Annotated in this window: 17 protein-coding genes, 2 rRNA genes and 1 pseudogene (1 of these 20 cut by a window edge); 10 read left to right on the top strand and 10 right to left on the bottom strand. The window is 70.0% G+C overall.

Translation table 11 applies throughout. The features are described 5' to 3' along the window. From ACN28I_RS28100 to ACN28I_RS28085, 4 genes are all read left to right on the top strand, one after another. Nucleotides 1-2,008, top strand: a 23S ribosomal RNA gene (locus ACN28I_RS28100) (it extends 961 nt beyond the left edge of the window). A 170-nt stretch (nucleotides 2,009-2,178) separates the two neighbouring features. Beyond that, nucleotides 2,179-2,295 (top strand): 5S ribosomal RNA (gene rrf / locus ACN28I_RS28095). Between the two features lie 711 nt (nucleotides 2,296-3,006). After that, nucleotides 3,007-3,612 (top strand): HNH endonuclease, encoded by a 606-nt coding sequence (locus ACN28I_RS28090; protein WP_420945004.1) that lies wholly within the window; start codon nucleotides 3,007-3,009, stop codon nucleotides 3,610-3,612. A gap of 2 nt (nucleotides 3,613-3,614) precedes the next feature. Beyond that, entirely contained in the window at nucleotides 3,615-3,845 is a 231-nt protein-coding gene (locus ACN28I_RS28085; RefSeq protein WP_420945003.1) for an SMI1/KNR4 family protein, read from the top strand. A gap of 266 nt (nucleotides 3,846-4,111) precedes the next feature. Here the strand turns inward: ACN28I_RS28085 and ACN28I_RS28080 are convergent, their stop codons facing one another. The 5 genes and pseudogenes from ACN28I_RS28080 to ACN28I_RS28060 form a co-directional block, all read right to left on the bottom strand. Next, a complete protein-coding gene (locus ACN28I_RS28080; RefSeq protein ID WP_420945002.1) occupies nucleotides 4,112-5,650 on the bottom strand; it encodes a response regulator in 1,539 nt (512 codons plus the stop codon). Continuing rightward, on the bottom strand, nucleotides 5,643-6,068 hold the full coding sequence (locus ACN28I_RS28075; RefSeq protein ID WP_420948729.1) for a response regulator: 426 nt from the start codon (nucleotides 6,066-6,068) through the stop codon (nucleotides 5,643-5,645). Before ACN28I_RS28075 ends, ACN28I_RS28080 begins: the two co-directional genes overlap by 8 nt. Before the next feature lie 466 nt (nucleotides 6,069-6,534). Next, nucleotides 6,535-7,326 (bottom strand): annotated as a pseudogene (locus tag ACN28I_RS28070) (sensor histidine kinase); the annotation flags it as partial. Between the two features lie 350 nt (nucleotides 7,327-7,676). Further along, nucleotides 7,677-8,396, bottom strand: a complete 720-nt coding sequence (locus tag ACN28I_RS28065) for a hypothetical protein (protein ID WP_420945001.1) — start codon at nucleotides 8,394-8,396, stop codon at nucleotides 7,677-7,679. 2 nt (nucleotides 8,397-8,398) lie between these two features. Next, nucleotides 8,399-8,965, bottom strand: a complete 567-nt coding sequence (locus tag ACN28I_RS28060; protein WP_420945000.1) for a cobalamin B12-binding domain-containing protein — start codon at nucleotides 8,963-8,965, stop codon at nucleotides 8,399-8,401. Between the two features lie 533 nt (nucleotides 8,966-9,498). Here ACN28I_RS28060 and ACN28I_RS28055 point away from each other — a divergent pair. The 4 genes from ACN28I_RS28055 (at nucleotide 9,499) to ACN28I_RS28040 (ending at nucleotide 14,016) form a co-directional block, all read left to right on the top strand. Next, nucleotides 9,499-10,101: an ActD-like protein gene (locus ACN28I_RS28055; protein WP_420944999.1), complete on the top strand. Its 603-nt coding sequence runs from the start codon at nucleotides 9,499-9,501 to the stop codon at nucleotides 10,099-10,101. Next, complete coding sequence (locus tag ACN28I_RS28050; RefSeq protein WP_420944998.1) at nucleotides 10,098-12,377, top strand: caspase family protein; 2,280 nt, start codon at nucleotides 10,098-10,100, stop codon at nucleotides 12,375-12,377. The genes ACN28I_RS28055 and ACN28I_RS28050 overlap by 4 nt, the downstream gene beginning before the upstream one ends. A gap of 90 nt (nucleotides 12,378-12,467) precedes the next feature. Then, nucleotides 12,468-12,863, top strand: a complete 396-nt coding sequence (locus tag ACN28I_RS28045) for a hypothetical protein (RefSeq protein ID WP_420944997.1) — start codon at nucleotides 12,468-12,470, stop codon at nucleotides 12,861-12,863. Between the two features lie 136 nt (nucleotides 12,864-12,999). Further along, nucleotides 13,000-14,016: an Rpn family recombination-promoting nuclease/putative transposase gene (locus tag ACN28I_RS28040; RefSeq protein ID WP_420944996.1), complete on the top strand. Its 1,017-nt coding sequence runs from the start codon at nucleotides 13,000-13,002 to the stop codon at nucleotides 14,014-14,016. A 98-nt stretch (nucleotides 14,017-14,114) separates the two neighbouring features. Here the strand turns inward: ACN28I_RS28040 and ACN28I_RS28035 are convergent, their stop codons facing one another. The 5 genes from ACN28I_RS28035 to msrB all read right to left on the bottom strand — a co-directional run bounded on the left by ACN28I_RS28035 (nucleotide 14,115) and on the right by msrB (nucleotide 21,769). Continuing rightward, entirely contained in the window at nucleotides 14,115-15,992 is a 1,878-nt protein-coding gene (locus ACN28I_RS28035) for a sensor histidine kinase (protein WP_420944995.1), read from the bottom strand. 10 nt (nucleotides 15,993-16,002) lie between these two features. Then, the gene (locus ACN28I_RS28030; protein WP_420944994.1) at nucleotides 16,003-18,321 is read right to left on the bottom strand and encodes a hypothetical protein; all 2,319 of its coding nucleotides are present in this window, start codon (nucleotides 18,319-18,321) and stop codon (nucleotides 16,003-16,005) included. 16 nt (nucleotides 18,322-18,337) lie between these two features. After that, a complete protein-coding gene (locus ACN28I_RS28025) occupies nucleotides 18,338-20,575 on the bottom strand; it encodes a hypothetical protein (protein WP_420944993.1) in 2,238 nt (745 codons plus the stop codon). Between the two features lie 144 nt (nucleotides 20,576-20,719). Next, nucleotides 20,720-21,220, bottom strand: a complete 501-nt coding sequence (locus tag ACN28I_RS28020) for a DUF6748 domain-containing protein (protein ID WP_420944992.1) — start codon at nucleotides 21,218-21,220, stop codon at nucleotides 20,720-20,722. Between the two features lie 84 nt (nucleotides 21,221-21,304). Next, nucleotides 21,305-21,769 (bottom strand): peptide-methionine (R)-S-oxide reductase MsrB, encoded by a 465-nt coding sequence (gene msrB / locus ACN28I_RS28015; protein WP_420944991.1) that lies wholly within the window; start codon nucleotides 21,767-21,769, stop codon nucleotides 21,305-21,307. A gap of 276 nt (nucleotides 21,770-22,045) precedes the next feature. Here msrB and dnaN point away from each other — a divergent pair, with 276 nt between their 5' ends. Both dnaN and ACN28I_RS28005 read left to right on the top strand, forming a co-directional pair. After that, nucleotides 22,046-23,152, top strand: coding sequence for a DNA polymerase III subunit beta (gene dnaN, locus ACN28I_RS28010; RefSeq protein ID WP_420944990.1), 1,107 nt, complete (start codon nucleotides 22,046-22,048; stop codon nucleotides 23,150-23,152). A 35-nt stretch (nucleotides 23,153-23,187) separates the two neighbouring features. Then, nucleotides 23,188-24,318: an acyltransferase family protein gene (locus tag ACN28I_RS28005; protein WP_420944989.1), complete on the top strand. Its 1,131-nt coding sequence runs from the start codon at nucleotides 23,188-23,190 to the stop codon at nucleotides 24,316-24,318. Nucleotides 24,319-24,337: the final 19 nt, after the last annotated feature.

Genomic DNA, 24,337 nt, shown 5'->3' with positions numbered 1-24,337 from the left:
AAACTCCGAATGCCAGTAATTGTTAGCCCGGGAAGCAGTCAGTGGGTGATAACGTCCATTGGCAAGAGGGGAATAACCCAGACCGACAGCTAAGGCCCCCAAGTCTAGTCTAAGTGAACACTAGAAAGGATGTGGCAGGTCATTGACAACCAGGAGGTTGGCTTAGAAGCAGCCATCCTTTAAAGAAAGCGTAATAGCTCACTGGTCGAGACAGGCCGCGCCGAAAATGTAACGGGGCTCAAGACTAGCGCCGAAGCTTCGGATTGCATGCGTCAGGCGCATGCAGTGGTAGGGGAGCGTTGCAACTACGGCGAAGGTAGACCGCAAGGGCTGCTGGAGTGGTTGCGAGTGCTGATGCCGAAATGAGTAGCGATAAAGGGGGTGAGAAACCCCCTCGCCGTAAACCCAAGGTTTCCTGGGTCAAGTTAATCTTCCCAGGGTTAGCCGGAACCTAAGCCGAGGCCGAAAGGCGTAGGTGATGGAAAGCAGGTTAATATTCCTGCGCCATCTTGTAGACGTTGAACCGAGGAAGGACGGAGAAAGCTAGACGAGCTGGCCGGTGGTTGTGCCAGTCCAAAGGCGTAGGGGTGTCGCGTACGATGAAAAGGCGCGGCAGCTATCCCCGAGACCCCATGGCGTCCCGCAAGGGATTAGTCGTTGATGCTCGGCTTCCAAGAAAAGTTCCGCGGGGAGTCTACAGGGTGTCCGTACCGCAAACCGACACAGGTGGGTGAGGAGAAAATCCTAAGGCGCTTGAGAGAACTCTCCTCCAAGGAACTAGGCAAATTTCCACCGTAACTTCGGAAGAAGGTGGGCCTCTGGTAGGTGTAGGCGTACAGCCGAAGCCGAGAGAGGTTGCAGAGAAATGGCGGTAGCGACTGTTTACCAAAAACACAGGACTCTGCGAAGGCAAGAAGCCGACGTATAGGGTCTGACTCCTGCCCGGTGCTGGAAGGTTAAGGGGATTCGTCAGCCGCAAGGCGAAGCGATGATCCGAAGCCCCAGTAAACGGCGGCCGTAACTATAACGGTCCTAAGGTAGCGAAATTCCTTGTCGGGTAAGTTCCGACCTGCACGAATGGAGTAACGACTTCCGCACTGTCTCGGAGAGGGACTCAGCGAAATTGAAATAGCTGTGCCGATGCAGTTTACCCGCAGCAAGACGGAAAGACCCCGTGAACCTTTACTACAACTTGACAGTGACACTAGGGTTCGACTGTGTAGGATAGGTGGGAGCCTTTGAAGCCGGGCCGCTAGGTTCGGTGGAGGCAACGGTGAAATACCACCCTGTCGGATTCTGGTGTCTAACCATGCTCCTTTAGCGGGAGTTGGGACACTGTCTGGTGGGTAGTTTGACTGGGGCGGTCGCCTCCCAAAATGTAACGGAGGCGCGCGATGGTTCCCTCAGCCCGATTGGAAACCGGGCGTCGAGTGCAATGGCATAAGGGAGCTTGACTGCGAGACCGACAGGTCGAGCAGGTGCGAAAGCAGGTCATAGTGATCCGGTGGTCCTGAATGGAAGGGCCATCGCTCAACGGATAAAAGGTACTCCGGGGATAACAGGCTTATCTCCCCCAAGAGTTCACATCGACGGGGAGGTTTGGCACCTCGATGTCGGCTCATCGCATCCTGGGGCTGGAGCAGGTCCCAAGGGTTTGGCTGTTCGCCAATTAAAGCGGTACGCGAGCTGGGTTCAAAACGTCGTGAGACAGTTTGGTCCCTATCTGCTGTGGGCGTAGGATACTTGAGAGGCTCTGACCTTAGTACGAGAGGACCGGGTTGGAGACACCGCTGGTGTACCAGTTGTCTCGCCAGAGGCATCGCTGGGTAGCCATGTGTCGATTGGATAACCGCTGAAAGCATCTAAGCGGGAAACCGACCTCAAGAACAGGTATCCCGGGCGCAAGCCCCTGAAGACCCGTCGAAGACTACGACGTTGATAGGCCGGGTGTGTAAGCGCGGTAACGCGTTGAGCTAACCGGTACTAATTGGTCGTGCGGCTTACTTTACCTCAATCTCTCACGAGCTCCACCTCAACGGGGGGGGCAACAAGGGATTCGAGTCCAAGGTCGAGGCCCCGAGCGCGCTCCCGAAGAGCGGCGCCGGGCCCGGAAGAAGGCACCAGCTTCTCCAGCTAGAAATTGAAAACTACCCTTTGTATGCACTAAGTCACATGTTTTCCGGTGGCAATGTCGGAGGGGTCCCACCCGTTCCCATCCCGAACACGGAAGTTAAGCCCTCCAGAGCCGATGGTACTCCGCGGGAAACCGCGCGGGAGAGTAGGTCGCTGCCGGATTTTTTTTGAAGGCCCCGAGTCCTCACACACGTGAGGACTCGGGGCCTTCGCCTTTGCGGGCTACCGCGCGCCTGCTCATGCCGGCGCAGCGCGAAGCCCCGCTGTCAGCCCCTGCACCGGTGGCATTGTCCCGAGTCCTTGCCGTCGTTGGGGCAAACGCGGCAACCCCAGGCAGATGAACCCCTCCGGCCTGCTCTCCTCGGCAGGGACTGGCCAAGACGTCCCGTCCGAAGAACCGCTCCAACCAGTCAGGTGCCGCCGGGCTGATGCGCTCGTCTTCCCCTGTCCCAGGTAGAGCCTGACGAGCTGCTCCCCTCTCGGAGGGCTCGAGACGTCGGGTTTGCTCGAGGCTCGCCGCATGGCTTCCGGGTGGAAGGCGCACCTGCCGCTGCCGGGGGGCGGGCCAGGTCGATCAGGCGCGCAATGGCTTCGGGGCTGTCTTGCGTCCCGGGAGAGGCCGGCAGGGAGACGAAGCGGAGCCAAGTGTTGTTTCCAGGCTCTCGTAGCACCTAGTCTCCCCCCTGCTGCCACTCAAGCTCCAGAATGCGTCCGTTGTCGTCGCTCAATTTCAGGGGTGAGCGGCCGCGACGCGGCACCTCCCCGTCCCGCGAGGCAAAGCCGAAGTCCTTCAGCGGTAACTGCTCGCCGGACCCCGTCATGACGAGAGGGGTGGCAACGTGAGACCTCCAGGCCACAAACCTGGAGGTGCACGTGGAGAAGGAATTGGAGCAGTTCCGGCAGGAGGTGGAGCGGCTGCGAGCGGGGCGCAATGCAGGCTCGGGCCCATTCCCGGAGCCGCTGTGCGCGTTCGCGATGCGCTACCTGGCGTACGCGCAGGAGAAGGGCGACACGCTGAAGGCGGTGGTGGAGAGGCTTGGGGGGGTCGGAGCCGACGTTGCTGGCGTGGCGACGAGGGCCGACGCCGGGGGGGGGGCGCTACCTGCTGCGCGCCTCGCTCGCCACCAGCGAGACTCCCGGCACCGTCACGCTCCCATCCAGCTCCGACTGACACTGCCGCTCCTTGCGTCGGTGCCCGGCGGGATCATCCCGCCCGTCCAGACGGGGCGCGGCGAGCTATCACTTCCGGACTTCTCTCCCTATGCCCTCAAGACGGTGGGAATTCCCTTTTCTGGAGATCGCAAGCGGGATGCGGTGGCAGCGAACGCTGCAGCGGGCTTCAAGCACACTCTCACCGGATACACTTGGCACCATCATCAGGATGGAAGGCCGATGCAACTCGTTCCCACGGACCGCCATCGTGCAATTTCGCATACGGGAGGGCATGCGGCTCAGAAAGCATTGGAGGCGGGCGAATGAGTATGAGCATCGAGGACTCGTATGCCCCCTCGTCTCCGAGGCAGCTTGAGCAGGTCGAGACCAGGTTGGCCATTGAACTGCCGCAGGATTATCGGGCCTTCCTGCTCGCCCGCAGTGACGGTCGGCCCATTCCAGATACGTTCCGGATGGAAGGCAGATGGGAGATGGTGGACCGGTTCCTCGGCATACACGAAGGTGAACACGACAACCTGCTCGATTACATGGAGGCTTAGGTACGTGGGCCCGAGTACGGTGGAGTGTACTTCTGGGACCACGAGTGGGAGGCCGGGGGGGCGAGCCTCCGGATGATGACAACGTCACGTGTGTCGCGGAGAGCCTGGATGCGTTCCTGGCGTCCATGAGGGCCCTGCCAGACGAGAAGGATGTGCCTGCTTGAGCGGCGTGTTCCGTGTCAGGACGGCGGGTACACGGGCCCGGGCACCCTCACCCCGTCCCTCTCCCGGAGGGAGAGGGGTTGTGGCGCAGTGGGGTGGAGGGGCTACAGCTCCGAGAGCAGGCGGCTCAGATCGTCTGGTTTCACCGGCTTCACCAGATGCAGGTCGAACCCCGCCTCTCGCGCCCGGGTGTGGTCGTCCGTCCCTCCATAGCCCGTGAGCGCCACCAGCCGGATTCCCCGGCCCATCTTCGCCCTCAGCTCCTCCGCCATCCGGTAGCCGTCCAGCCCCGGCAGCCCGATGTCCACCAGCGCTACTTCCGGCGTGCGCTGCACCGCCAGCTCCAAGCCCCTCAGCCCATCCGCCGCCACCTCCACCCGGTGGCCCCACGTCTCCAACAGCTCCTGCAGCGCCTGCCTCGCGTCCGAGTTGTCCTCCACCAGCAGGATGTGCCGCCGCCGCTTCACCAGCTCCGGCAGCACCACCTCCTGCTCCGCGTCCGCCACCTGCGGCAGCAACGGCAGCCACACCACGAACTCGCTGCCCCGGCCCGGGCCCTCGCTGTGCGCCTCCACCCGGCCCCCGTGCATCTCCACCAAATTGTGCACCAGCGTCAGCCCGATGCCCAGGCCTCCTCGCGTGCGCTCCAGCGACTCGTCCGCCTGCGAGAAGAGCTCGAACACCGACGGCAGCACCTCCGCCCGGATGCCGATGCCCGTGTCCTTCACCCGCACCCGCGCGCTCGCGCTCCCGTCCTCCGACAGCAGGCGCTCCGCCTTCACCAGGATGGAGCCTCCCTCGTTCGTGTACTTCATCGCGTTGTCCAGCAGGTTGGTGAACACCTGCACCAGCCGCGTCGTGTCCGCCTCCATCCACAGCGGCACCGGCGGCAGGCTCGACTCCAGCTTCAACTGCTTGCCCTCCGCCTGCGGGCGGAACACCGTCAGCACCTGCTCCAGCACGCCCCGCAGGTCCACCCGCGCCTGGCGCAGCTCCACCTTGCCCCGCGTCAGCCGGCTCACGTCCAGCAAGTCATCCACCAGCCGCGCCAAGTGATTCGTCTGCCGCTGGATGATGGAGACCATCCTCCCGTCCTTCGGGTCCACCGTCGCGCGGCGCTCGAGGATGCTCACCGCCGTGGTGATGGCCGCCAGGGGGTTGCGCAGCTCGTGCGCCAGCATGGCCAGGAACAAGTCCTTGCGCCGGTCCGCCTCCGTCAGGTGCTCCGCGCGCCGCCTCAAGTCCTGTTCCGCGCGCCGCATGCGCAACAGCGAGCGCACCGTGGCGATCAGCTCCTCGCCCTCGAAGGGCTCGGTGAGGTAGGCGTCCGCGCCGCCCTCCAGCCCGCGCACCTTCTTGTCCGGCGTGACGAAGGTGGCCGAGGTGTGCATCACCGCGATGGAGGCCGTGTGCGGCTGGGCCCTCAGCCGCTGGCACACCTCGTAGCCGCTGATGTCCGGCAGCTTCACGTCCAGCACCACCACGTCCGGACGCTCCTGGACCGCCAGCCTCAGCGCCTCCTCACCCGTGGCCGCCTCCAGCACGCGGTAGCCCGCCATCCGCAGGGTGCGCGTCGACAGGTAGCGCGTCGCGTCGTCGTCGTTGACGTTGAGAATCGTCGCGGAAAAGGTCAGCTCAGCCACGGCGGCTCTCTCCCTTGTCGGTGCCCAGCCCCGTCTTGTGCAGCGCGTCCCGGATGCGCGTGATGGCCACCTCCCGGCTCAGCGTGTGCTTGGACAGGATGGTGGACGTCCCCTTCTCCAGCCGCTGCCGCTCCTCCTCCTGCAACTGGCGCGAGGTGTGGAGGATGATGGGGATGTCGCGCGTGCGGGGATCCGCCTTCAGCTCGTCCAGCACGTCGAAGGCCGTCATGTCCGGCAGCACGAAGTCCAGGAAGATGAGGTCGGGCGTCTGCTCCCGCGCCAGCCGGATGCCCTCGGGCCCCGTGCGCGCCTCGGACAGGAGGTAGGGCGTGTCCTTGAGCAACTGCCGCAGCAGGTAGCGGTGCACGTCGTCGTCGTCGATGATGAGCAGCTTGTGCACCGGCCCGGCGCGCGCCATGGCCGCCAGCTTGCGCAAGAGCTGCTCCTCGCCCAGCGGCTTGAGCCAGAACTCGTCGGCGCCCAGCGCGCGCGCCTTCTGCTCCCGGTCCATCAGCGTCACCACCAGGACGGGGATGTCGTGCGTGGCCTCGTTGCTCTTGAGCTTCCGAGAGGAAGCTCCAGCTCGTCTCGCCCTCCAGCATGACGTCCATCACCACCGCGGCGGGGCGCACCCGCTGCAGCGTGCGGCGCGCCTCCTCCACCGTGCGCACCGGCAGCACCTGGAAGCCCGAGCGCGACAGGTACTTCTCGTAGAGGAAGAGCGTCTGCCGGTCGTCCTCCAGCACCAGCACCGGCGCGCGGCCCGGCTCCAGGTGCTGGCTGCGCTCGGTCATGCCCACCATCTCCGCCACCTCCGGGTGCACCCGGGGCAGCGTGAAGGTGAAGGTGGAGCCCCGGCCCGGCGCGCTGTGCACCGTGAGGTTGCCACCCAGGAACTCCGCCAGCCGCCGCGACAGCGCCAGCCCCAGGCCCGTGCCCTTCACCTGCTTCTGCAGCGGGCTCTCCACCTGGGCGAATTCCTCGAAGATGTGCGCGTGGTGCTCCGGCGCGATGCCGATGCCCGAGTCGCTCACCCGGAAGCACACCGTGTCCTCCGGCCCCCGCCCGGCCGACACCGTGACGTGGCCCTTCTCCGTGAACTTCAGCGCGTTGGACACCAGGTTGCGCAGCACCTGGCTCACCTTGGCCTCGTCCGTCTCCAGCACCAGGTCCGCCGGCGGCTCCTCGAAGCGCAGCTCCACCGCCGAGTCCGCCGGCACCAGCGGCCTCATCATCCCGCGCAGCGCGCCCAGGAAGCCGCTGACACTGAAGCTCACCGGCCGCAGCGTCGCCTTGCCGGACTCCATCTTCGAGAGGTCCAACAAGTCGTTCACCAGCTCGAAGAGGGCCTCGCCCGAGGAGCGGATGAACTGCACCTGCTTCTGCTGCTCCACGGTGAGCGAGCCGTTGGCGGGGTTGAGCAGCAGCCGCGCCAGGCCGAGGATGGAGTGCAGCGGGGTGCGGAACTCGTGGCTCACGTTGGCCACCACGCGGCTCTTGATTTCCGCGGCCCGCACCAGGCTCTCCGTCTTCTCGTCCAGCTCGGCGTGCAGGGTGCGCACGCCGTGGTGGGACTCCTCCAGCTCGCGGTTGATGCGGGACAGCTCGTCCGCGCGCCGCTTGAGCTCGCGCTGCTGGCGCTCCGTCTCGCGGTGCAGCGAGGCCAGCTCGCTCATCGTCTCGCTCACCTGCGAGAGCGAGGCGGCGTAGTCCTCCGTCACCAGGCTGCCCACCAGCGCCGAGCCGCCCTCGTGCGGCGCGCCCCGGAAGGCGAAGGTGCGCGGCATGCCTCCCACGCACAGGATGATTTCCCAGCGCTCCACCCGCTCGTCGCAGGCCAGGGTGATGAGCCGGTCCACCTTGTCCTCGGTGCCCTGCGCCGCGAGCGTGCGCAGGGACTGGCCCGGGGAGGCCTCGAGCAACCGCACCGCGCGGTCATCCAACCAGGTGAGGGTGCCGGACGCATCACACACCAGCGCCACCTCGCGGCTCAGGAAGTGCCACAGGGACGCCGGGACGGACGCCGTCATGACTGCTCCTTTTCCAGGGCCGTCAGCCCCGTCGCCACCGTCACCCGGGGCATCTCCGAGACGGTGACATCCCGGGCCAGCGCCGCCTCCAGCGCCTCCAGCAGCCCGCGGTAGCTGCACCGCAAGTCCCTGCGGGGCCAGAAGCCCGCGTACCAGCGCACGTGCTCCACGAAGAGCCCCGGCCGCTGCGCGCCCAGCGCGTCCATCAGGTAGGACAGTTGCAACAGCAGCTCGTCTCCCAGGCGGATCTCCTGCCCCCGGGTGAGCGGCCCCTCGCGCGCCGACAGCTCGCCGAGCGCCTGCGGCACCAGCCGGGGCAGGGCCTCGTGCACGGCATGCGCGGGGCCCTCGGGCCACACCAGCGCGGACTCGGCCGCGCGCACGTACTCCAGCGCCTCGGGCGGTTGCGTCAGGCCCTCGCGCACCAGCGCGCCGTACAGCCCCTGGAAGTGCGCGGCGATGTGGCGCGAGCTCATGCCGCGCGGCACCAGCAGCCCCTGCAGCCAGCGCGCGTAACGCTCCATCACCCCGGCGTCCTTCGCCTCCAGGGCCTGCACCAGGTAGCGCACGTGGAAGACGGCGTCCTCCCCACCGAAGCGCCGCGCCCGGTCCTCGCCGTAGCGGGCGAACCAGAAGGGGTCGTCGTAGAGCTCCGAGACGGACGCCTCGGCCAGCCGCTGCATGCGGCGCTCCACCTCACGGGCCAACGACTGCATGCTCAAACCTCGAACATCCTGCAGGCCGCCGCCACCAGCTCGCGCGCGTCCTTGCCGAAGAAGGGGACTCCCAATTCCGCCTCCACCCCGGGCACCCAGGTAAAGGCCAACCCCCCTACGGCCATCGGTAACGTGGGTGTGGCTTCGCGCACCGCCGCCACCGCCTTGCGCAACGCGGGCAGGTGGTACGTCATGGTGACCGAGAACGCCAGCAGATCGGGTTTCGACCCGAGCACCTCGCGCACCAGGTGCTCCGTGGGAACGTTGGCCCCCAGGAAGCGCACGTCGAAGCCCGCCATCTCCAGGAAGTCGCTCGCCATGCGGGCGCCCAGCTCGTGCAGCTCGCCCTCCACGCACGTCACCATCACCGTGCGCCCGTTGGGCTCATCTCTCTGCAGGTGCCGGTAGAGGTGCGACAGGGCGAGCTGGGAGATGGCCGTGGCCATGTGCTCCTGGGCCACGGAGATTTCGTTCTCCTGCCACATCCGGCCGATCTCCCACTGCGCCTTCTGGATGACGTCCAGGTGCAGGGCGGGAAGGGGGATGCCTCGGAGGATGCCCTCATCCACCAGCAGGCGCAGGGCTTCCCGGCGGTTTCCCGCGAGTTGTGCGGAGAGATACGACTCGCGCAGCGAGACAAGGGTGTTCTGTGTTCACGGATGGAGATCGCGATGGGGGGAGACAGGGGGCACGGTACTCGGGTCGGTTCACTCCAAAAAGCACGGGCTGCTCGATTTCCCAGGCAGTCAACAACGGTGTCTCCCCCGGTAGGCCCGGAGGCGCCGCGCGCCTGCTCGAAAGTTGGGGGAGCAAGCGGTTGGGGCCTCGCGGGGGAAGAAAAGCGGGGAATGGAAAAGAGGAGGTAACAGCCGGAAGCGGGCGCGGTGTTCCCTTCCCCGGCAGGAGGCCGCATGCGTTCCCCCACCCGCACCCCAGATTGGCTTCTCGAGAGGATCGCCCTGGGTGAGCGCCCCCCGAGGAGCTCGCCCGCGCCCGTGCGCGCCTGCTGGCGGAGCCGGACGGTGCCCCCCGGCTCGCCGCGCTCGAGGCGGACACCGCCGCCACCCTGGCCCGGCACCCGGCCGGCGAGGTTGCCCGGCAGGTGGCCTCCCGCGCCCGCCTCGTCCAGGCCCGGCGGGAGCGTCCGGCCCGCCGCTTTCCCTCGCTGGCCGCCGCCCTCGTCCCGGCGATCACGGCCGCGGCGCTCGTCCTCCTCGTGCGGCCCCAGGTGTCCACCCCGGTGGCCCCGGAGACGCCGGTGGAGGAGACGCGGGTGAAGGGCCTGGAGCCCCGGCTCACCGTCCACCGCCGGCGTGCCGGGGAGGCCGAGCCGCTCGCGGACGGGGCGCTCGCCGCCTCCGGGGACGTGGTGCAACTGGCCTACGTGGCCGCGGGCCGGGCCCATGGCGTCATCCTCTCGGTGGACGGGCGCGGCACCGTCACCCTGCACGCCCCCGAGTCCGGCACGGGCTCGGTGCCGCTGGCGCCCGCGGGCACCCACGCGCTGCCCGGTGCCTACGCCCTGGACGACGCCCCCGGCTTCGAGCGCTTCTTCCTCGTCACCGCCGAGGCCCCCTTCGCCCTGGAGGAGGTGCTCGCCGCCGCCCGCTCGCTCGCCGGGCACGCGGAGGCTCGCACCTCGCCGTTGCCCCTGCCTTCGCGGTACATGCAGGCCTCCTTCACGTTGGAGAAGTCCTCGCCATGAGCGCTTCGAGAGTCCTCGCCCTCCTGGGCCTGCTGCTGGCCGCCCCCGCGCTCGCGGAGACGGTCCCGGTGCGGCGGCTGGCGCTGCTGGTGGGGGTCAACGACGGCGGGCCCGAGCGCGTGCGGCTGCGCTATGCCGTGTCCGACGCGCGCGCCTTCGACAAGGTGCTGGGGGAGCTGGGCGGCGTGGCCGCGGCGGATCGGCGCGTGCTGATGGACGTGGGCCGCGCGGGCCTGCTGGAGGCGCTCGGGGAGCTGCGCGCGCGCACCGAGGTGGCCCGGGGCTCCGGAGCCTCGCGCGTGGAGGTGCTCGTCTACTACTCGGGCCACTCGGACGAGGAGGGCCTGCTGCTCAAGGGCGAGCGGCTGGGCTATGGCGAGCTGCGCCGCGCCCTGGATGCCCTGCCCGCGGACGTGCGCATCGCCGTGCTGGACAGCTGCGCCTCGGGCGCCTTCGCCCGCGCCAAGGGCGGCACCCGCCGGCCCGCCTTCCTCGTGGACTCGGGCAACAAGGTGAAGGGCCACGCCATCCTCACCTCTTCCAGCGAGGACGAGGTGTCGCAGGAGTCCGACCGGCTGGGGGCCTCGTACTTCACCCACCACCTCATCTCCGGCCTGCGCGGCGCGGCGGATGCCACGCGGGATGGGCGCGTCACCCTCAACGAGGCCTACCAGTTCGCCTTCCACGAGACGCTGGCCCGCACCGAGAAGACGCGCGGCGGGGCCCAGCACCCGGCGTATGACATCGAATTGGCGGGCTCGGGGGACCTGGTGATGACGGACCTGCGGGCCACGTCCGCGGGGCTGTACCTCGCCGAGGCGCTGGAGGGCCGGCTCTTCGTGCGCGACGCCGCGGGCCTGCTGGTGGTGGAGCTGCAGAAGCTGCCGGGCCGGCCCGCGGAGCTGGGGCTGGCGCCCGGGCGTTATCAGGTTCGGCGCGAGCTGGAGAGCGGCGCCTCCGAGGCGACCTTCACCCTGGTGGAGGGCCAGCGCACCCCGCTGGCGCCCGCGAGCTTCCAGGCGATTCCGCTGGAGGCCACGGTGTCACGCGGGGGGCCCGAGGTGGCGCCCGTGGCCTTCGTGGCTCCGGCCGTGGAGGCCCGGACTCCGCGCACGCTGCTGCCGGTGTCGCTGAGCCTCATTCCGCCGCTGAGCACCAATGCCTTCCGGGCGCCGGGCCAGCGGGTGGAGAACCAGCTCGCGTTCGGCGGGGTGAATGGGGGCTCGGCGGTGCGGGGCGGGGCGCTGTCGCTGGTGGCCAACTGGTACGACGAGGAGGCCCACGGCCTGCTGCTGTCGATGGGCATCAACGTGGTGGGGGGGCGCGCGAGCGGGTTGATGGCGTCCATGGGGGCGAACATCGCGAGCGGCGATCTCGAGGCGCTGCAGATGGCGGTGGGCGTGAACGTGGCGGGCGGGGACGTGCGGGTGGGGCAGGCGGCGGCGGGAGCGAACGTGGCCGCGGGCTCGGTGTGGGGGGTGCAGCTCGCCGGCGGCGGCAACGTGACGGGCGGGAGCTTCATCGGCCTCCAGGGGAGCGCGGGGCTCAACGTGGCGCGGGGAAACTTCGCGGGCCTCCAGGGCTCGGTGGGCGGCAACGTGACGGGCGGCTCGGTGCGGGGCGTGCAGTGGGCCATGGGCTTCAACCGCGCGAGCGACGTGAAGGGTCTGCAGGTGGCACTGGTCAACGTGGGCGGGGATGTCACGGGCGCGCAGCTCGGCCTCATCAACGTGGCCCGCGTGGTGACGGGCGCGCAGCTCGGCCTGGTGAACGTCTCCGAGGAGGTGAAGGGGATTCCCGTGGGGCTGCTCTCCTTCGAGAAGAAGGGGCAGTTCCACGTGGAGCTGTACGGCAGCGACATCCAGCTCACCAACCTCGCGGTGAAGTTCGGCGGTAAGTACCTGTATACGGCGCTGCTGGGCGGCATCGGGCCGGATGACCGGTTGGAGCGCTTCAGCCTCGGGCTCGGGCTGGGGCTCCACCTGCCGCTGGGCGAGCGCATGTGGCTGGACGGGGATGTGGCGGGCAGCACGATGCTGCGTGTGAGGGACCCGTTCGGCGGCAGCTCCAACGTGCTGTGCCAGGGGCGGCTGATGCTCGGGGTGCAGCTCTTCGAGCGCTTCGCCTTCTTCGGCGGGCCCACCTACAACGTGTATTTCGCCGGACGCGACGAGGAGCGCTACAGGCTCACCACGCTGCCGTCGCGGGAGCAGTGGGTGAATCCGTTCACCACGGTGCGGTACTGGCCCGGCGTGCAGCTCGGCATCCGGATGTGAGGACGGCTCCCTCTCCTTCTGGGAGCGGGTTGGGGTGAGGGTCTTCCCGTAAGCGCTGTGGAGCCGCGCGGTTTGAGGTAATTCTCGGCCATGAGTCTCTGCACGTTGCTCGGACTGCTGGGCGGGTTGTTCCTCGTCGGGTGGCTGGCCCTGGCCGTCTTCCTGTGGCGCAAGGAGCGGGAGGCCAGCCGCCGTCACAAGGAACAGTTGCGGCTGATGGGCACCGAGGAGCTCCTCTCCCACGCTCGCAACTGGGGGCCGATGAACCGCCACGCGGACCTGCCCGCGGTGATGGAGTTCCGCTCCCTGCTCGAGCAGCACCGCTACGAGGAGATGCTGCTGGGCTGGCGCGCGCTCACCTCGTCCCTGTTCGCCCTGGAGGAGCACGTCTCCACCTCCGGCCCCCAGGTCTACGACAGTGACTCCTTCCGGCAGCTTCGCGACTACGTGGAGGTCCTCCACGAGCGCCAGCAGCGCGGGGAGTAGCAAGGCGCGGCACGCTCTCGCCGGAGGCGGGTGTCTCTTCTCCGGGAGGGGAGTCGCCGAAACGGACGCCTCTGGACAGGCGGTGCCCTGTGCGGCGCCGCTGGCCCGTCGCGTGCTTTCTCCAGGGCCGCGCGTCATGCCCGGTCCTCATGATCTCTTCGCCCGCTACACCTTTGGTCAGCCCGAGCGGGCCGTGGCCGAGCTGCGCGCCGTTCTGTCTCCTCGGGTCGTCTCGCAGGTGGACTGGTCCACCCTGCGGCGGGAATCCGGCTCCGTGGTGGACCCGGAGCTGCGGGAGACCGAGAGCGATCTGCTCTTCTCGGCTCGCCTGCGCGGTGGGCGTCCGCTGCTGTTCTACGTGTTGTTGGAACATCAATCCCGGGTGGATCGATGGATGGCGCTGCGCATGCTGCGCTATGTGGTGCGCCAGCTTGAACACTGGCGCGGCGAGAACCCGGACAGTGCGGGACTTCCAGTGGTGGTGCCCCTCGTCATGTACCACGGGCCGGAGGGTGCCTGGTCGGCACCTCGCCGGGTGGAAGAACTCTTCGACTTGCCGGATGAGGCCGAGGGGCACGAGGAATGGCGCGCGCTCGTCCCGCGCTTCGAGTACCTGCTGGATGACCTGACGGCCGAGCGTGCCGAGGCGTTGATGGCTCGCCCCGGCCCCGCCCTGGTCCGGCTCGCCTTGCTCGTACTGCGCTACGGGCGGACCGATGAGCTGGCGCACCGTCTACCGGATTGGACGGTCCTGTTCGCGCAAGTGCATGCCACTCCTCATGGGAACGAGGAGTTGGGCCTGGTCGTCCGTTACCTCCTCCAGATTGGGGACAGCACCGTCCGCGCGCAGATGGGCAGAGTGCTACATTCCGTCATGGAGACACACCGAGCGGAGGAGCTGATGCGGACCTATGGCGAGGAACTCATCGAGCAAGGACGTCTGAAGGGGCTGGAGCAGGGGCTGGAGCAGGGCCGGGCTCAGGGGCGGGCAGAGGCTGTGCTTCGGATTCTCACCGTGCGCGGCATGCTCGTCAGTGAACAGGCCCGGCAGCGCATCCTGACGTGCACGGACGTGGCTCTCCTCGACCGCTGGTTCGATCGGGCTTTGACCTCCTCCTCACTCTCCGAAGTGCTGGGGGAGCTGACACAGTAGGGATTCAACCCGTTGTCCTCGGCACCCTCACCCCGTCCCTCTCCCGGAGGGCGAGGGGTGTTTCGCTCACGGGTTCTCCAGGCACGTCTTGTCCGCGCTCAGACCAGGCCGCTCGACGCGGGCGCCGCGGGCAGTACGAGCGTGACGGTGGTGCCCACTCCCTCGTCACTGTTCAAGGTGATGGTGCCCCCGTGGTCCTCGATGACGCGGTGGCACACCGCCAGCGACAGGCCCTTTCCCGTCCACTGCTGCTTGGTGGTGAAGAAGGGGTTGAAGATGCGCTCCAGGTGCTCGCGGGCAATGCCCCGGCCCGTGTCCCTCATCTCCACCCGCACCAACTGCGCGTCCACCACCTGCGTCGACAGCACGAGGTTGCGCTCCGGCCTGTCCCTCATGGCATTGAGGGCGTTGCCCAGCAGCCGCCCGAAGACGTCGCCCAGCGCCTGCGTGTCGCCGAGCACCTTCACCTCGCCCGGGTGGAAGCGGCAATCCACGTGCACTCCCACCTGGGTCAGCTCCGCGCCTCGTGACTCCAGCACCCGCTCCAGCATCCGGTGCAGGTCCAGCGGCAGGCGTCCCAACTGCTGGCGCTCGGAGAGCAGTTGCAGCTCGCGCACGATGCTGGCGATGCGCTGGGCCTGCTGGTGGACGGTCCCCAGCATCCGGCGCGAGGGGTCCTCCTGCGGCAGGTCCATCAACATCAACTGCACGTTGCCCAGCACCGCGGCCAGCGGGTTGTTCATCTCGTGCGCCATGCCCGCCGCCAGGTCTCCCATGGCCGCCAGGCGCTGGCTGCGCGAGAGCTGCACCTGCGTCTGCTGCAACTCCTTCGTGCGCTCCTCCACCTGGGCCGCCAGTTGCTCGTTGAAGCCCAGCAGCTCCCGGTGGGCCTGCTCCAGCGCCTGCCCCATGTCGTTGAAGGCGCGCGCCAGGTCCCCCAGCTCGTCCCGGCGCTTCAGGGCGATGCGGTGGGCGAGGTTTCCCCGGGCCAGCTCGCGTGAGCCCTCGGCCAGCCGGGCGATGGGGCGCGCCAGTGCACGGGCCAGCACCGGCGCCAGCGCCAGCACTCCCACCAGCGTCAGGCCCAGCACCCCGAAGGTGCTCCGCGACAGCGCATGCAGCGGCGCGAGCGCGGCCTCGCGCGGGCGGGCCACCACCGCCACCCAGCCCAGCTCCGGCACCGGGCTGAAGGCCGCCAGCCACGCACGCCCGTCCTCCTCGTACTCCGCCAGCCCCGTCCGCTTCGCTCCCGCCGCCCCGGGCAGCCTCCCGGAGAAGTCCTCCTGGCCGCGCTCGCGCTCCGGCGTTCCGTCCAGCAACAGCCGCCCCGCTCCATCCAGCAGGAAGACGCGCTCGTGGCCCACGCCTCCCGCCGCCAGCCGCTGGGACAGCTCCTCCAGGCTCAGCTCCGCGGCGAGTCCTCCGGCCCGGGTCTCCGGAGCCCGTGCCGCCACCACCACGGCGGGCTGGCGGCGCACGGCGGTGAGGTAGGGCTCGGAGACGGCGTAGGCGCGGCCCTCGGACACCCGCGAGAGCAGCCCCGCCGCCCGTTGCTGGAACTCCTCCACCTCCCGGGCGGCGACGGTGTCGTGGCGGCGGAACTGCGGCTCCTGCCGTGCGAAGGCCTCGGGGTCGTCCACGAAGACGGAGGCCGTCATCCGGCCCTCTCTCTCGAAGAGCCCCACCTGGGTGATGGCGTCCCGCCGCAGGAAGACGCGGGTGAGGAACTCCTGCGCCCCCGCGGGGCCCAGCCGGTGCGGATCCTCGAGCAGCAGCGCGCCGCCCAGCTCCGTGGCCAGCGAGAGCACATGGGTGGAGGCATGCTCGGCCTCGGCCCGCGCGGTGCGCCGGTGCTGCTCGGCCACCGCTTCCGACAGGGCCCGCTCCGCGTCACGCCAGGCCAGCAGTCCCACCGCCAGGGTGGGCACCGCGGCGGTGGCAATGAGCAGCAGCAGCAGCCGGGAGCGGATTCTCATGGGCGCGCGCTCATCGGGCCTTGGGGCAGCTCAACTGCAGGTTGAGGCACTGTCTGACGGTCCTCCGCGCGTCCGCCGTGTCGGTGACGACGAGCTCCAGGCAGGACTGCGGCTCGCGGCCGGCCACGTCGCTCAGGGCCACGTTGGGCACGGTGAGGGTGCCGCCGGTGAATTCGGGCGTGAGGCTCGGGCTGATGGCGCCGAACGGCGAGAGCGCGAGCCTCACGGTGCCCGAATAGGAGGAGACGGCGTTGTTCCAGTTGTCGACCGCCTGCAGGGTGAGCTTCCACCGGTCCGAGGCGGTGATGCAGGGGGGCACCTGCGGCTGGAAGCGCACGGCCGGGCCGGGATTCACGGCGAAGGTCCCGGGCTGCTGTCCCTTGAGGGTCCCGGACGAGACGCTCAACCGCGTGCTGGAGAGGGCCAGCAACACCGTCAGCTCCACGTCGGCCTGGCCCTGGAAGCCGGGGACGCGGGGGGGCGTGAACTGGTGTGCGTGCACCCCCTGGGCGTCGAGCTCCAGGTCGTGCACGTCCCGGGTGGTGTTGCCGTAGGTGTCCACCGCGCGGATGCGGACCCGGAAGGGGGCGCCCGCCGTCTGCGTGGCGAGCGTGTCCTCCACCACGAAGCGCTGTGTGGCGCCGGGCAGCACGGCGAAGCCTCCGGTGGTGGTGCTCAGCGCTCCCGGGCTCGTGGCCGTTCCCGTCACCAGGCGGAGGTTCGTCTCCTCCATGGCGGCGGTGAGCGTCACCGGGAGGGTGATGGCGCCCGTGAAGGTACCGCTGGTGGTGGGGCTCAGCGCGCCCTCGGGGACGCCGGAGGCGGAGAGCGCCACCGACAACGGCGTGTCCACCAGGTTGCCGAAACGATCGAGCGCCTCGACCTTGAGGGAGAAGGGAACGCCGGCATGCTGGGGCCCCACCACGTTGGACACCGTCAGGCGCGTGGGCGGACCCGGCTGGACGGAGAGTTCCGGGGTGGCGCCGCGCACGTCCGGCGTGTGGGGATCCTCCACCACCACGGACACCGGCTGCACCCGGGTGAACTCGGCGTTGAAGGCGGCCATGCCCACCTCGAGCTCGAAGCCCCTGGGCGAGAAGTCCGGATCCGGCGGGAAGGTGCTCAGCCGCACCGGGCCGTTGTACGGCGTGCGGTTGTTCCAGGCGTCGAGCGACGTGACGGTGAAGCGCTCGGGGACACCGGCCTGCAGGGGCCCGGTGCTGGTGCGCAGCACCTCGAAGCGGCGGGTGGGGCCGGGCCGCACCGAGAGGCTCACGGTGTGGGGCGAGAGCGCTCCGTTCGTGTCGCGGTTGAAGCCGCTGGCCGACAGCCACACCTCCGCCGCGCTCCGGGTGTCCTTATAAAGGAGGGGCAGGCGGCCCTGGGCGCCCTGGAGCACGAGGGTGAGGTCCGGGTGGTAGGGGTCGCCCTCGTTGAGGGCCAGTCCTCCCGCGGGCGAGAGGCTGCGCAGGGTGAGCTGGATGCCGGTGGCGGGCAGCGAGGCCGGGCCGCCGCTGGAGTCCAGCACGTCCACGGTGAGGGCCACGGGCTTTCCGGCCACGAGGGGGGAGGAGGGCATGCGGGTGAAGCGCACCGCGGTGGGCGGGCCGAGCCGTCCCACGGCCACCGTCTGGGCGATGGAGGGCAGCTCCGGGCTGCTGGACTCCAGCGTGTGATAGCCGGGCGTGGAGTCCTGGTAGAGGAGGTCCGCTCCCGACTCCCCGGGGGCGAGCGTCACCTCCAGCTCGCGCCGGGCCTCCTCCTGCTGTCCGAGCCGGACGAAGCGGCCCGTCTCCGAGTCACTGGTGATGGACAGCACGCGGGGGATGACGGTGGGGGCGGGCAGGCCCGAGGGAGCCCTCAGCTCGATGCGGATGGGCTCCGTCCACTCGCCGGGGCGGGCCGCGCGCATCGAGGTGACGAAGACGAGGCGCTGCACGCCGCGGTCGATGACCTCGAAGGACTGGGCCAGGGTGGAGGAGTGGCCGTGGGCGTCGGTGACGGTGACGTCGTGGCGGCCGGGAGGCAGCGTGGCCGGGGCGGTGGCCTCCAGGGAGTCGCGGGAGAGGAAGCGCACGGCGTAGGCGCGCTCGGAGCCGATGCGCACCTCGAAGCGGTTCTCCAGCGAGGGAGGCGCCTGCGAGGAGCCCAGGTCCACCGCGACGTCCGGCGTGAAGGAGCCGCTGAGCCGCAGGCGCTCGGGCGAGCCGAACGGGGCGCGCTCCGGGGACACCGCCTGGAGGTGGGGCGTGTCCGGCGTGGAGCCGCAGGAGAGCCCCCAGGCCAGCAGGGCCAGGGCGAGGGGGTGCAGGCCGGTACGGGAGCGCATCCGGAGCCTCCTTTCGTCAGAGCGCGAAGCGGTAGCCGAGCGAGGTGGAGAGCCCGCCGATGGGGCCCTGGAAGGTGCCGCCCTCGGGGAGCCGGGCGAGGCCGTAGCGCCCCTGCAACACCAGCTCTCCGGGGCCGAGCGGGTACACCAGTCCGAGCCGCACGTGGCCGCCGAACGCGGGGGAGAACTGGCGCTGCGAGCCCGGGTCCAGGCTCAGGCGCCAGTCGATGCGGACGAGGTGCGCGTCGAGCCCGGCACCGGCATAGCCGGACAGGGCGCCGGTGAGGGGCTGGAGCCAGCGCGCCCCCACGGACACGGTGGTGGTGAGGGCCTGGGCGCTCAGGTCGAAGGGCTCGTGCGCCGCGCTCTCGCCGCGCAGCGAGAAGCGTCCCCAGGCCACCTGCACGGAGGCGCTGGCGGCGAGCCGCTCGCCCAGTGCGTAGGGCCGCAGGTCCCCCTCCAGCTCCAGCGAGGGCTGCACCAGCCGGCCGAGGTTGCTCTGCGCGCCGAGCCGCACGGTGAGGCCCCGGGGCGTGCGCGAGGCGAGGGTGAGGCGGGCATCTCCCCGGGCCTCGCGCGCGGAGGCGAGCACGGAGGCCACGCCGCCTTCGCACCGGGCGGGGGCGTGGTAGCGGGTGACGAACTCCCCGTGGCCCAGCGAGGCCACGCGCTCGAAGCGCCCCTGCTCGGCCTGGATGCCCGCGGCGCGCAGGGTGATGGGCACGCCGTCCAGCGGGTTGCCGTACAGGTCCTCGACGAGCAGGTACACCTGCGTGCTGTCCCTCCCGTCGCAGAGCACCTGGTCCTTCTCGGTGCGCACGCGCAGCCGGGCGGGCTCCCCGGGGACGAGCCGCACGGTGGTGCTGACGCTCTGATCCTCCCACCGCACCTGGACGAGCGCCTCGCCCGTCTGACGGACCGACTCCAGCTCGACGGTGGCGCGGCCCTCGCGGGTCGTCACGGAGGCGGGGAGCCGGCCGAGCGTGGTGGACAGCAGGAGCTTCGTGCCGTCCGGCGCCAGGAACCCCTTCGCGTCGCGGGCGGAGATCCGCAGGCTGACGCGCGAGAGGCCATCCGCGGGCAGCTCGTGCCCGTTGCCGGCCCACCCGGTGAGCTCCAGGGTGAGGCGCGCGATGGCCTCCAACGTCTCGGTCCTCGAGACCGGCGGCGCGCCGTCGACCCACGCGTCGAAGCGCACCTCGCCTCCGGCGGGAGGGGAGCGGTAGCGCACGAGGTAGGTGCCATCTCCCTGGTCCTGCACGGGCCCCACCTCGCCGAGCGAGGCCCTCAGGTGCACGGGCTCGCCGGGCAGCGCGTGCCCCCGGCCGTCGTGGACGCTCACATGGAGGAACGCCCCATCCTCCAGCCGCTCCAGGCCGAGGGTGAGGGTGGGCTTCACCCCGGCGCGCAGCGCCACGCGGACGGTGGAGGGCTCGCCGTGGCCGGCCTGGGCCGAGAGCACCGCCTCGCCCGGAGAGGCCCGGGGATGGGGGACGAGCGTGCCCAGGTGGACGCCCGGGGCGAGGCGCTGGGACTCGAAGGTGCCGCCCGTGCCCGAGAAGGTGGGCGCGGCCTCCAGCGGCTCGCCGCGGCTGTCGATGCCGAAGGCCCACGCGCGCACGCCGCGCTGACCGTCGGCCTCGAGGGAGGACTCCTCGGCGATCAGGAGCACCGTGGGCCTGGAGGGCACGGGCAGCGGCATCGTCCGTTGCCAGGCGGGCTGGCCGGGCGCGGTGGCCGAGACGGTGGCCTGCGTGACGGTGGGCGAGAGGAGGACGGGCACCTCGGCCTGGCCGGTGGCGTTGGCGCGCACGGGGCCGTATAGGGCCTCACCGATGCGGACCTCCACGCGGCCCAGGGGCGGCAGCCCGGAGAGGGGCAACACCTGGCGGCGCTGCACCTCCAGCACCACGGTGGCGTGGGCCCCCGAGGACGGGGACACGGCGGCGCAGAGGATGGGCGCGAGCGTGTCCGTGCGGGGCGGGACGAAGGAGGCCTCGAGCGTGTCCGGGGCGGAGCGCCGGGCGGGGAGGAGGCGGCCCGTGCTGCACGCCAGGCGCACGTCCGGGGGTAGCCCGGGGGCGGAGACGGTGAGGGTGGCGCGGGTGTCGCGTCCGGAGAGCAACGGGCGCGGCGAGGCCTCCAGGCGCAACGCGGGGGCCGCGTGGGTGGTGCTGGTGCCCAGCAGGCACAGCAGGACGACGGGCCCGAGGCACCACCCGGCCCCGTGCCCGCTCTGGCCTGTGACAGCCACTCGCCCCGTCATCGCGGAAGCGCCCCCTACCCGTGAAAAGAGAGAGGGCGAGGATACTCCTTCCCGGGGGACGTGGGGCGTGGTGCCGGGCGAAGTGACTTCCCGGGGACGGCTCGGGGCGAGGCCCCCGGGTGGGAGGAGGGACTACTTGTCCTCGACAACCCGGGTGACGCGCAGCACCGTGGCGGCGCCGGCGGGGCCCGCGTTGGGGATGGTGTCCACGGTGGCCTCGACCTTGAGACCGGCGTTTCCGTGGGTGGCCTCCATCACCGAGTTGCGCTTCTCGTCGCTGAGGCCGAGCGCGGACATGTCCACCTCATGCACCTGGAGCCCATCGACGCCGGGGCGATCGGGCCGGGTGGCGATGAAGGTGGGGCAGGGCGTGGTCATGCAGCGCACGCCGCTGTCGCGGATGAAGAAGACGGCCGGCCCGCGCTCGGCGGAGGGGGCGGCGGCGGTGCCACCCGAGGGCGTCTCGGGGGCGGGGGCGGGCTTGTCGGCGGAGGGCTTGTCCATGGGAGCGGAGGGGGTTCCGCCAGACTCGGCGGCGCTGGAGGGCTCGGCGGAAGGAGTGGTGCCTTTGCTGCAGCCGGCGAGCAGGCCGAGTGCGAGGGCGGCGGTGAGCAGGGGCTGGCGGAAGGTCATGGGGTGGGCTCCGGAAGGGGAGGGGGCAGTCTCGCCGCCTCCCGGGACAGATGCCACTTCCGACGCACGGGCGGACCGCGTCATTCACGCGGGCGCGCCGGCGTCCTCCTCCAGGGCCTTCCCGTCCAGGGCCTCCTCCTCCAGGGCCTCCTCTTCAGGCTCGAAGGCCAGGGCGGCCGAGTTGATGCTGTAGCGCAGCCCGGTGGGTGGAGGCCCGTCGTCGAAGACATGGCCCAGGTGGGCGCCGCAGCGGCTGCACGCCACCTCCGTCCGGATGCGCAGGAAGGTGGAGCGGTCCTCGTGGTGGGCCACATGGCCGGCGCGGATGGGCGCCCAGAAGCTGGGCCAGCCGGTGCCCGGGTCGAACTTCGCCTTGGACGCGAAGAGCGTATGGCCGCAGCCCGCGCAGCAGTAGACACCTCGGGCGTGGTGGTCCACGTAGGCCCCGCTGAAGGGCGCCTCGGTGGCTCCCTGCCGCATGACCCGGTACTGCTCCGGGGTGAGATCCAGCCGCCACTCGTCGTCGGTCTTGTAGACCCTGTCGTGCATGACCTCCTCCTCACTCGCTCGACCCTCCCCTGGTTATGGGGGCGGGAGTGCCGGGAAGCAGCGACCGGTCGACGGGTCGGTAGGCCTATATCCCACCTGTATGCCAGGGGATGGGGAGGGGGTGCAAGTGCCCGTTCGGCCGTATGGTGAACGGGAGAGCATGACCGCAGACGTCAGGTTCGTTGACGACCCGGGGCCCCCGGGCTACATCCGCCCGAGGCGGCCGAGGGGCCGCCACCCTTTCCCGTACCCCAGGTTCTTCAAGGACCCCCCGAGATGGAATTCCGCATCGCCGCCGATGAGCTGAAGAAGGCCCTCTATCGCGCCCAGGGCATCGTGGAGCGCAAGACGACGATGCCCATCCTGGCCAACGTGCTCGTCACGGCGCACAAGACGGGGGTGACGGTCACCGCGTTCGACCTGGAGATCGGCATCGTGTCCGAGCACCCGGCCGAGGTGGTGAAGCCCGGCGCGGTGACGCTCAGCGCCAAGTACGTCTTCGACATCGTCCAGAACCTGCCGGACGCCCACGTCACGCTCAAGAAGCTGGCGAACAACTACGTGGAGATCTCCTCCGGCTCGGCGCACTTCAAGATCGTCGGCACGGCGCCCGAGGAGTACCCGAAGCTGCCGCGCGAGGAGAGCGCGCCGCTGGTGCAGGTGACGGGCAACACGCTGCTGGAGATGATCAAGAAGACGCAGTTCGCCATCTCCACGGACGAGACGCGCTACATCCTCAACGGCGTGTATTTCGAGCCGCAGCAGGGTGGCAAGGTGCGGATGGTGGCCACGGACGGGCACCGGCTGTCGCTCATCGAGCGCGAGCTGCCCGGCGACTTCAAGCTGAAGACGGGCGTCATCATCCCGCGCAAGGGCCTGTTGGAGCTCAAGCGGCTGTTGGACGAGGCGCCGGACGCGGAGTGCCAGCTGGGGTTCGCGGAGAACTCGGCGCTCTTCAAGAAGACGGGCCTGACGATGGTGATGCGGCTCATCGACGGGCAGTTCCCCGAGTACCAGCGCGTCATCCCCAAGGAAGGGGAGAAGGCGGTGCTGGTGCCCAAGACGCGGCTGCTCGAGGGCCTCAAGCGCATCGCGCTGCTGAGCGCGGACAAGAGCTACGCGGTGCGGGTGGGCCTGTCGGAGAACCAGCTCCTCATCACGGCGAACAACCCGGACCTGGGCGAGGCCAAGGACGCGCTGGACATCGCCTATCGGGGCACGGCCATCACCATCGGCTTCAACGCGCGCTACCTGATCGACGTGTTGACGGTGACGGACACGGACGAGGTGGCCTTCGAGCTGGGTGACGAGCACAGCCCGGGCGTGCTGCACGCGCCGGGGGACCGGAGCTTCACCGCGGTGGTGATGCCGATGCGCGTCTGAGTGTGAGCGGCACCTTTCGCGGCACTTTTCCTTAGATGAGCAGCCTCCAGGCTCCCAGCGCCCCTGTGCCGGTGCCGGGCTCGCGCAACACGGGCCTGGACCGTGCGCGAGCGGTGGCCACCATCGCCATGGTGATGGGCCACACGCTGGACGCGGTGCTGTCGGACGCGGCCCGCGACGGCGTGGGCATGGTGGCCTACTGGTCCCTCCGGGCCGTGACGGCGCCGTTGTTCCTCTTCGTGGCCGGGTGGGCCTTCGCGACGACGGTGCAGCGCACGGGCGCGTACGGCACGAGCGTGCTGCGCCGGTACCTGCCGCGCGTGGCCCTGCTGCTCGGCTGGGGCTACCTGTTGCGTTGGCCCGGCTGGGGCCTGCCCCTGTTGTTCGCCGGGGACGTGACGGTGTGGCGGCACTTCCTCGCCTTCGATGCGTTGCACGGGGTGGCGGGGGCGCTGTTGATGGGCGCGGGCGTGCTGGCACTGCTGAAGGAACGGACGGCGCGGATGGGAGCGCTGGCGGTGCTGGCGGTGCTGCTGCCGCTGGTGAGCCCGTGGGTGCGCGCGACGGTGGAGGCGGGCGGGTGGCCGCTGGCGCTGGAGCAGGCGCTGGTGAGCCGGACGTCCAACTTCCCGCTCTTCCCCTGGTCGGCGTACTTCTTCGTGGGAGGCCTCGCGGGGCTGGGGCTCGCGGAGGTGAAGCGGGCGCCGCACTGGCTGTGCCTGATGGGCGTGGGCACGGTCATCCTGGCGCTGATGGCGCTGTGGGGCGGAGACCCGCGGGTGAGCGACCCGGCGCTGGTGACATGGCGGGTGGGGCTGCTGTCGGTGGCGGCGGGGCTGGCGATGCTGCTGCCCGCGCGGCTGGACAAGTGGATGGCGCCGGTGGGACGCGCCTCGCTCTGGGTGTACGTGGTGCACCTGCCCCTGGCGTACGGCTGGTCCAACTTCGCGGGCCTGGCGAGCAGGCTCGGCCGCTCGCAGGACGTGCTGCCGGCCCTGGGCCTGGCCCTGTCGGTGCTGGCGGTGTCGCTGACGATCGCCCTGCCGGCGAAGAAGCTGTACGGACGTCTGCGAGGGCGCCACCGTCAGCCCGCTCGCCCACCCACCCCTCTCCCCTCGGGAGAGGGACGGGGTGAGGGTGCCACGCGTCCCAGGTTGAGCCCCTGAGGCCCGGGCGGGCGGACGC

The organism is Archangium gephyra (assembly GCF_049060025.1).
Taxonomy (GTDB): Bacteria; Myxococcota; Myxococcia; order Myxococcales; family Myxococcaceae; genus Archangium; species Archangium gephyra_A.
The sequence above is the reverse complement of the archived record's forward strand: the minus strand, read 5'-3'. Positions and strand labels throughout refer to the sequence as shown.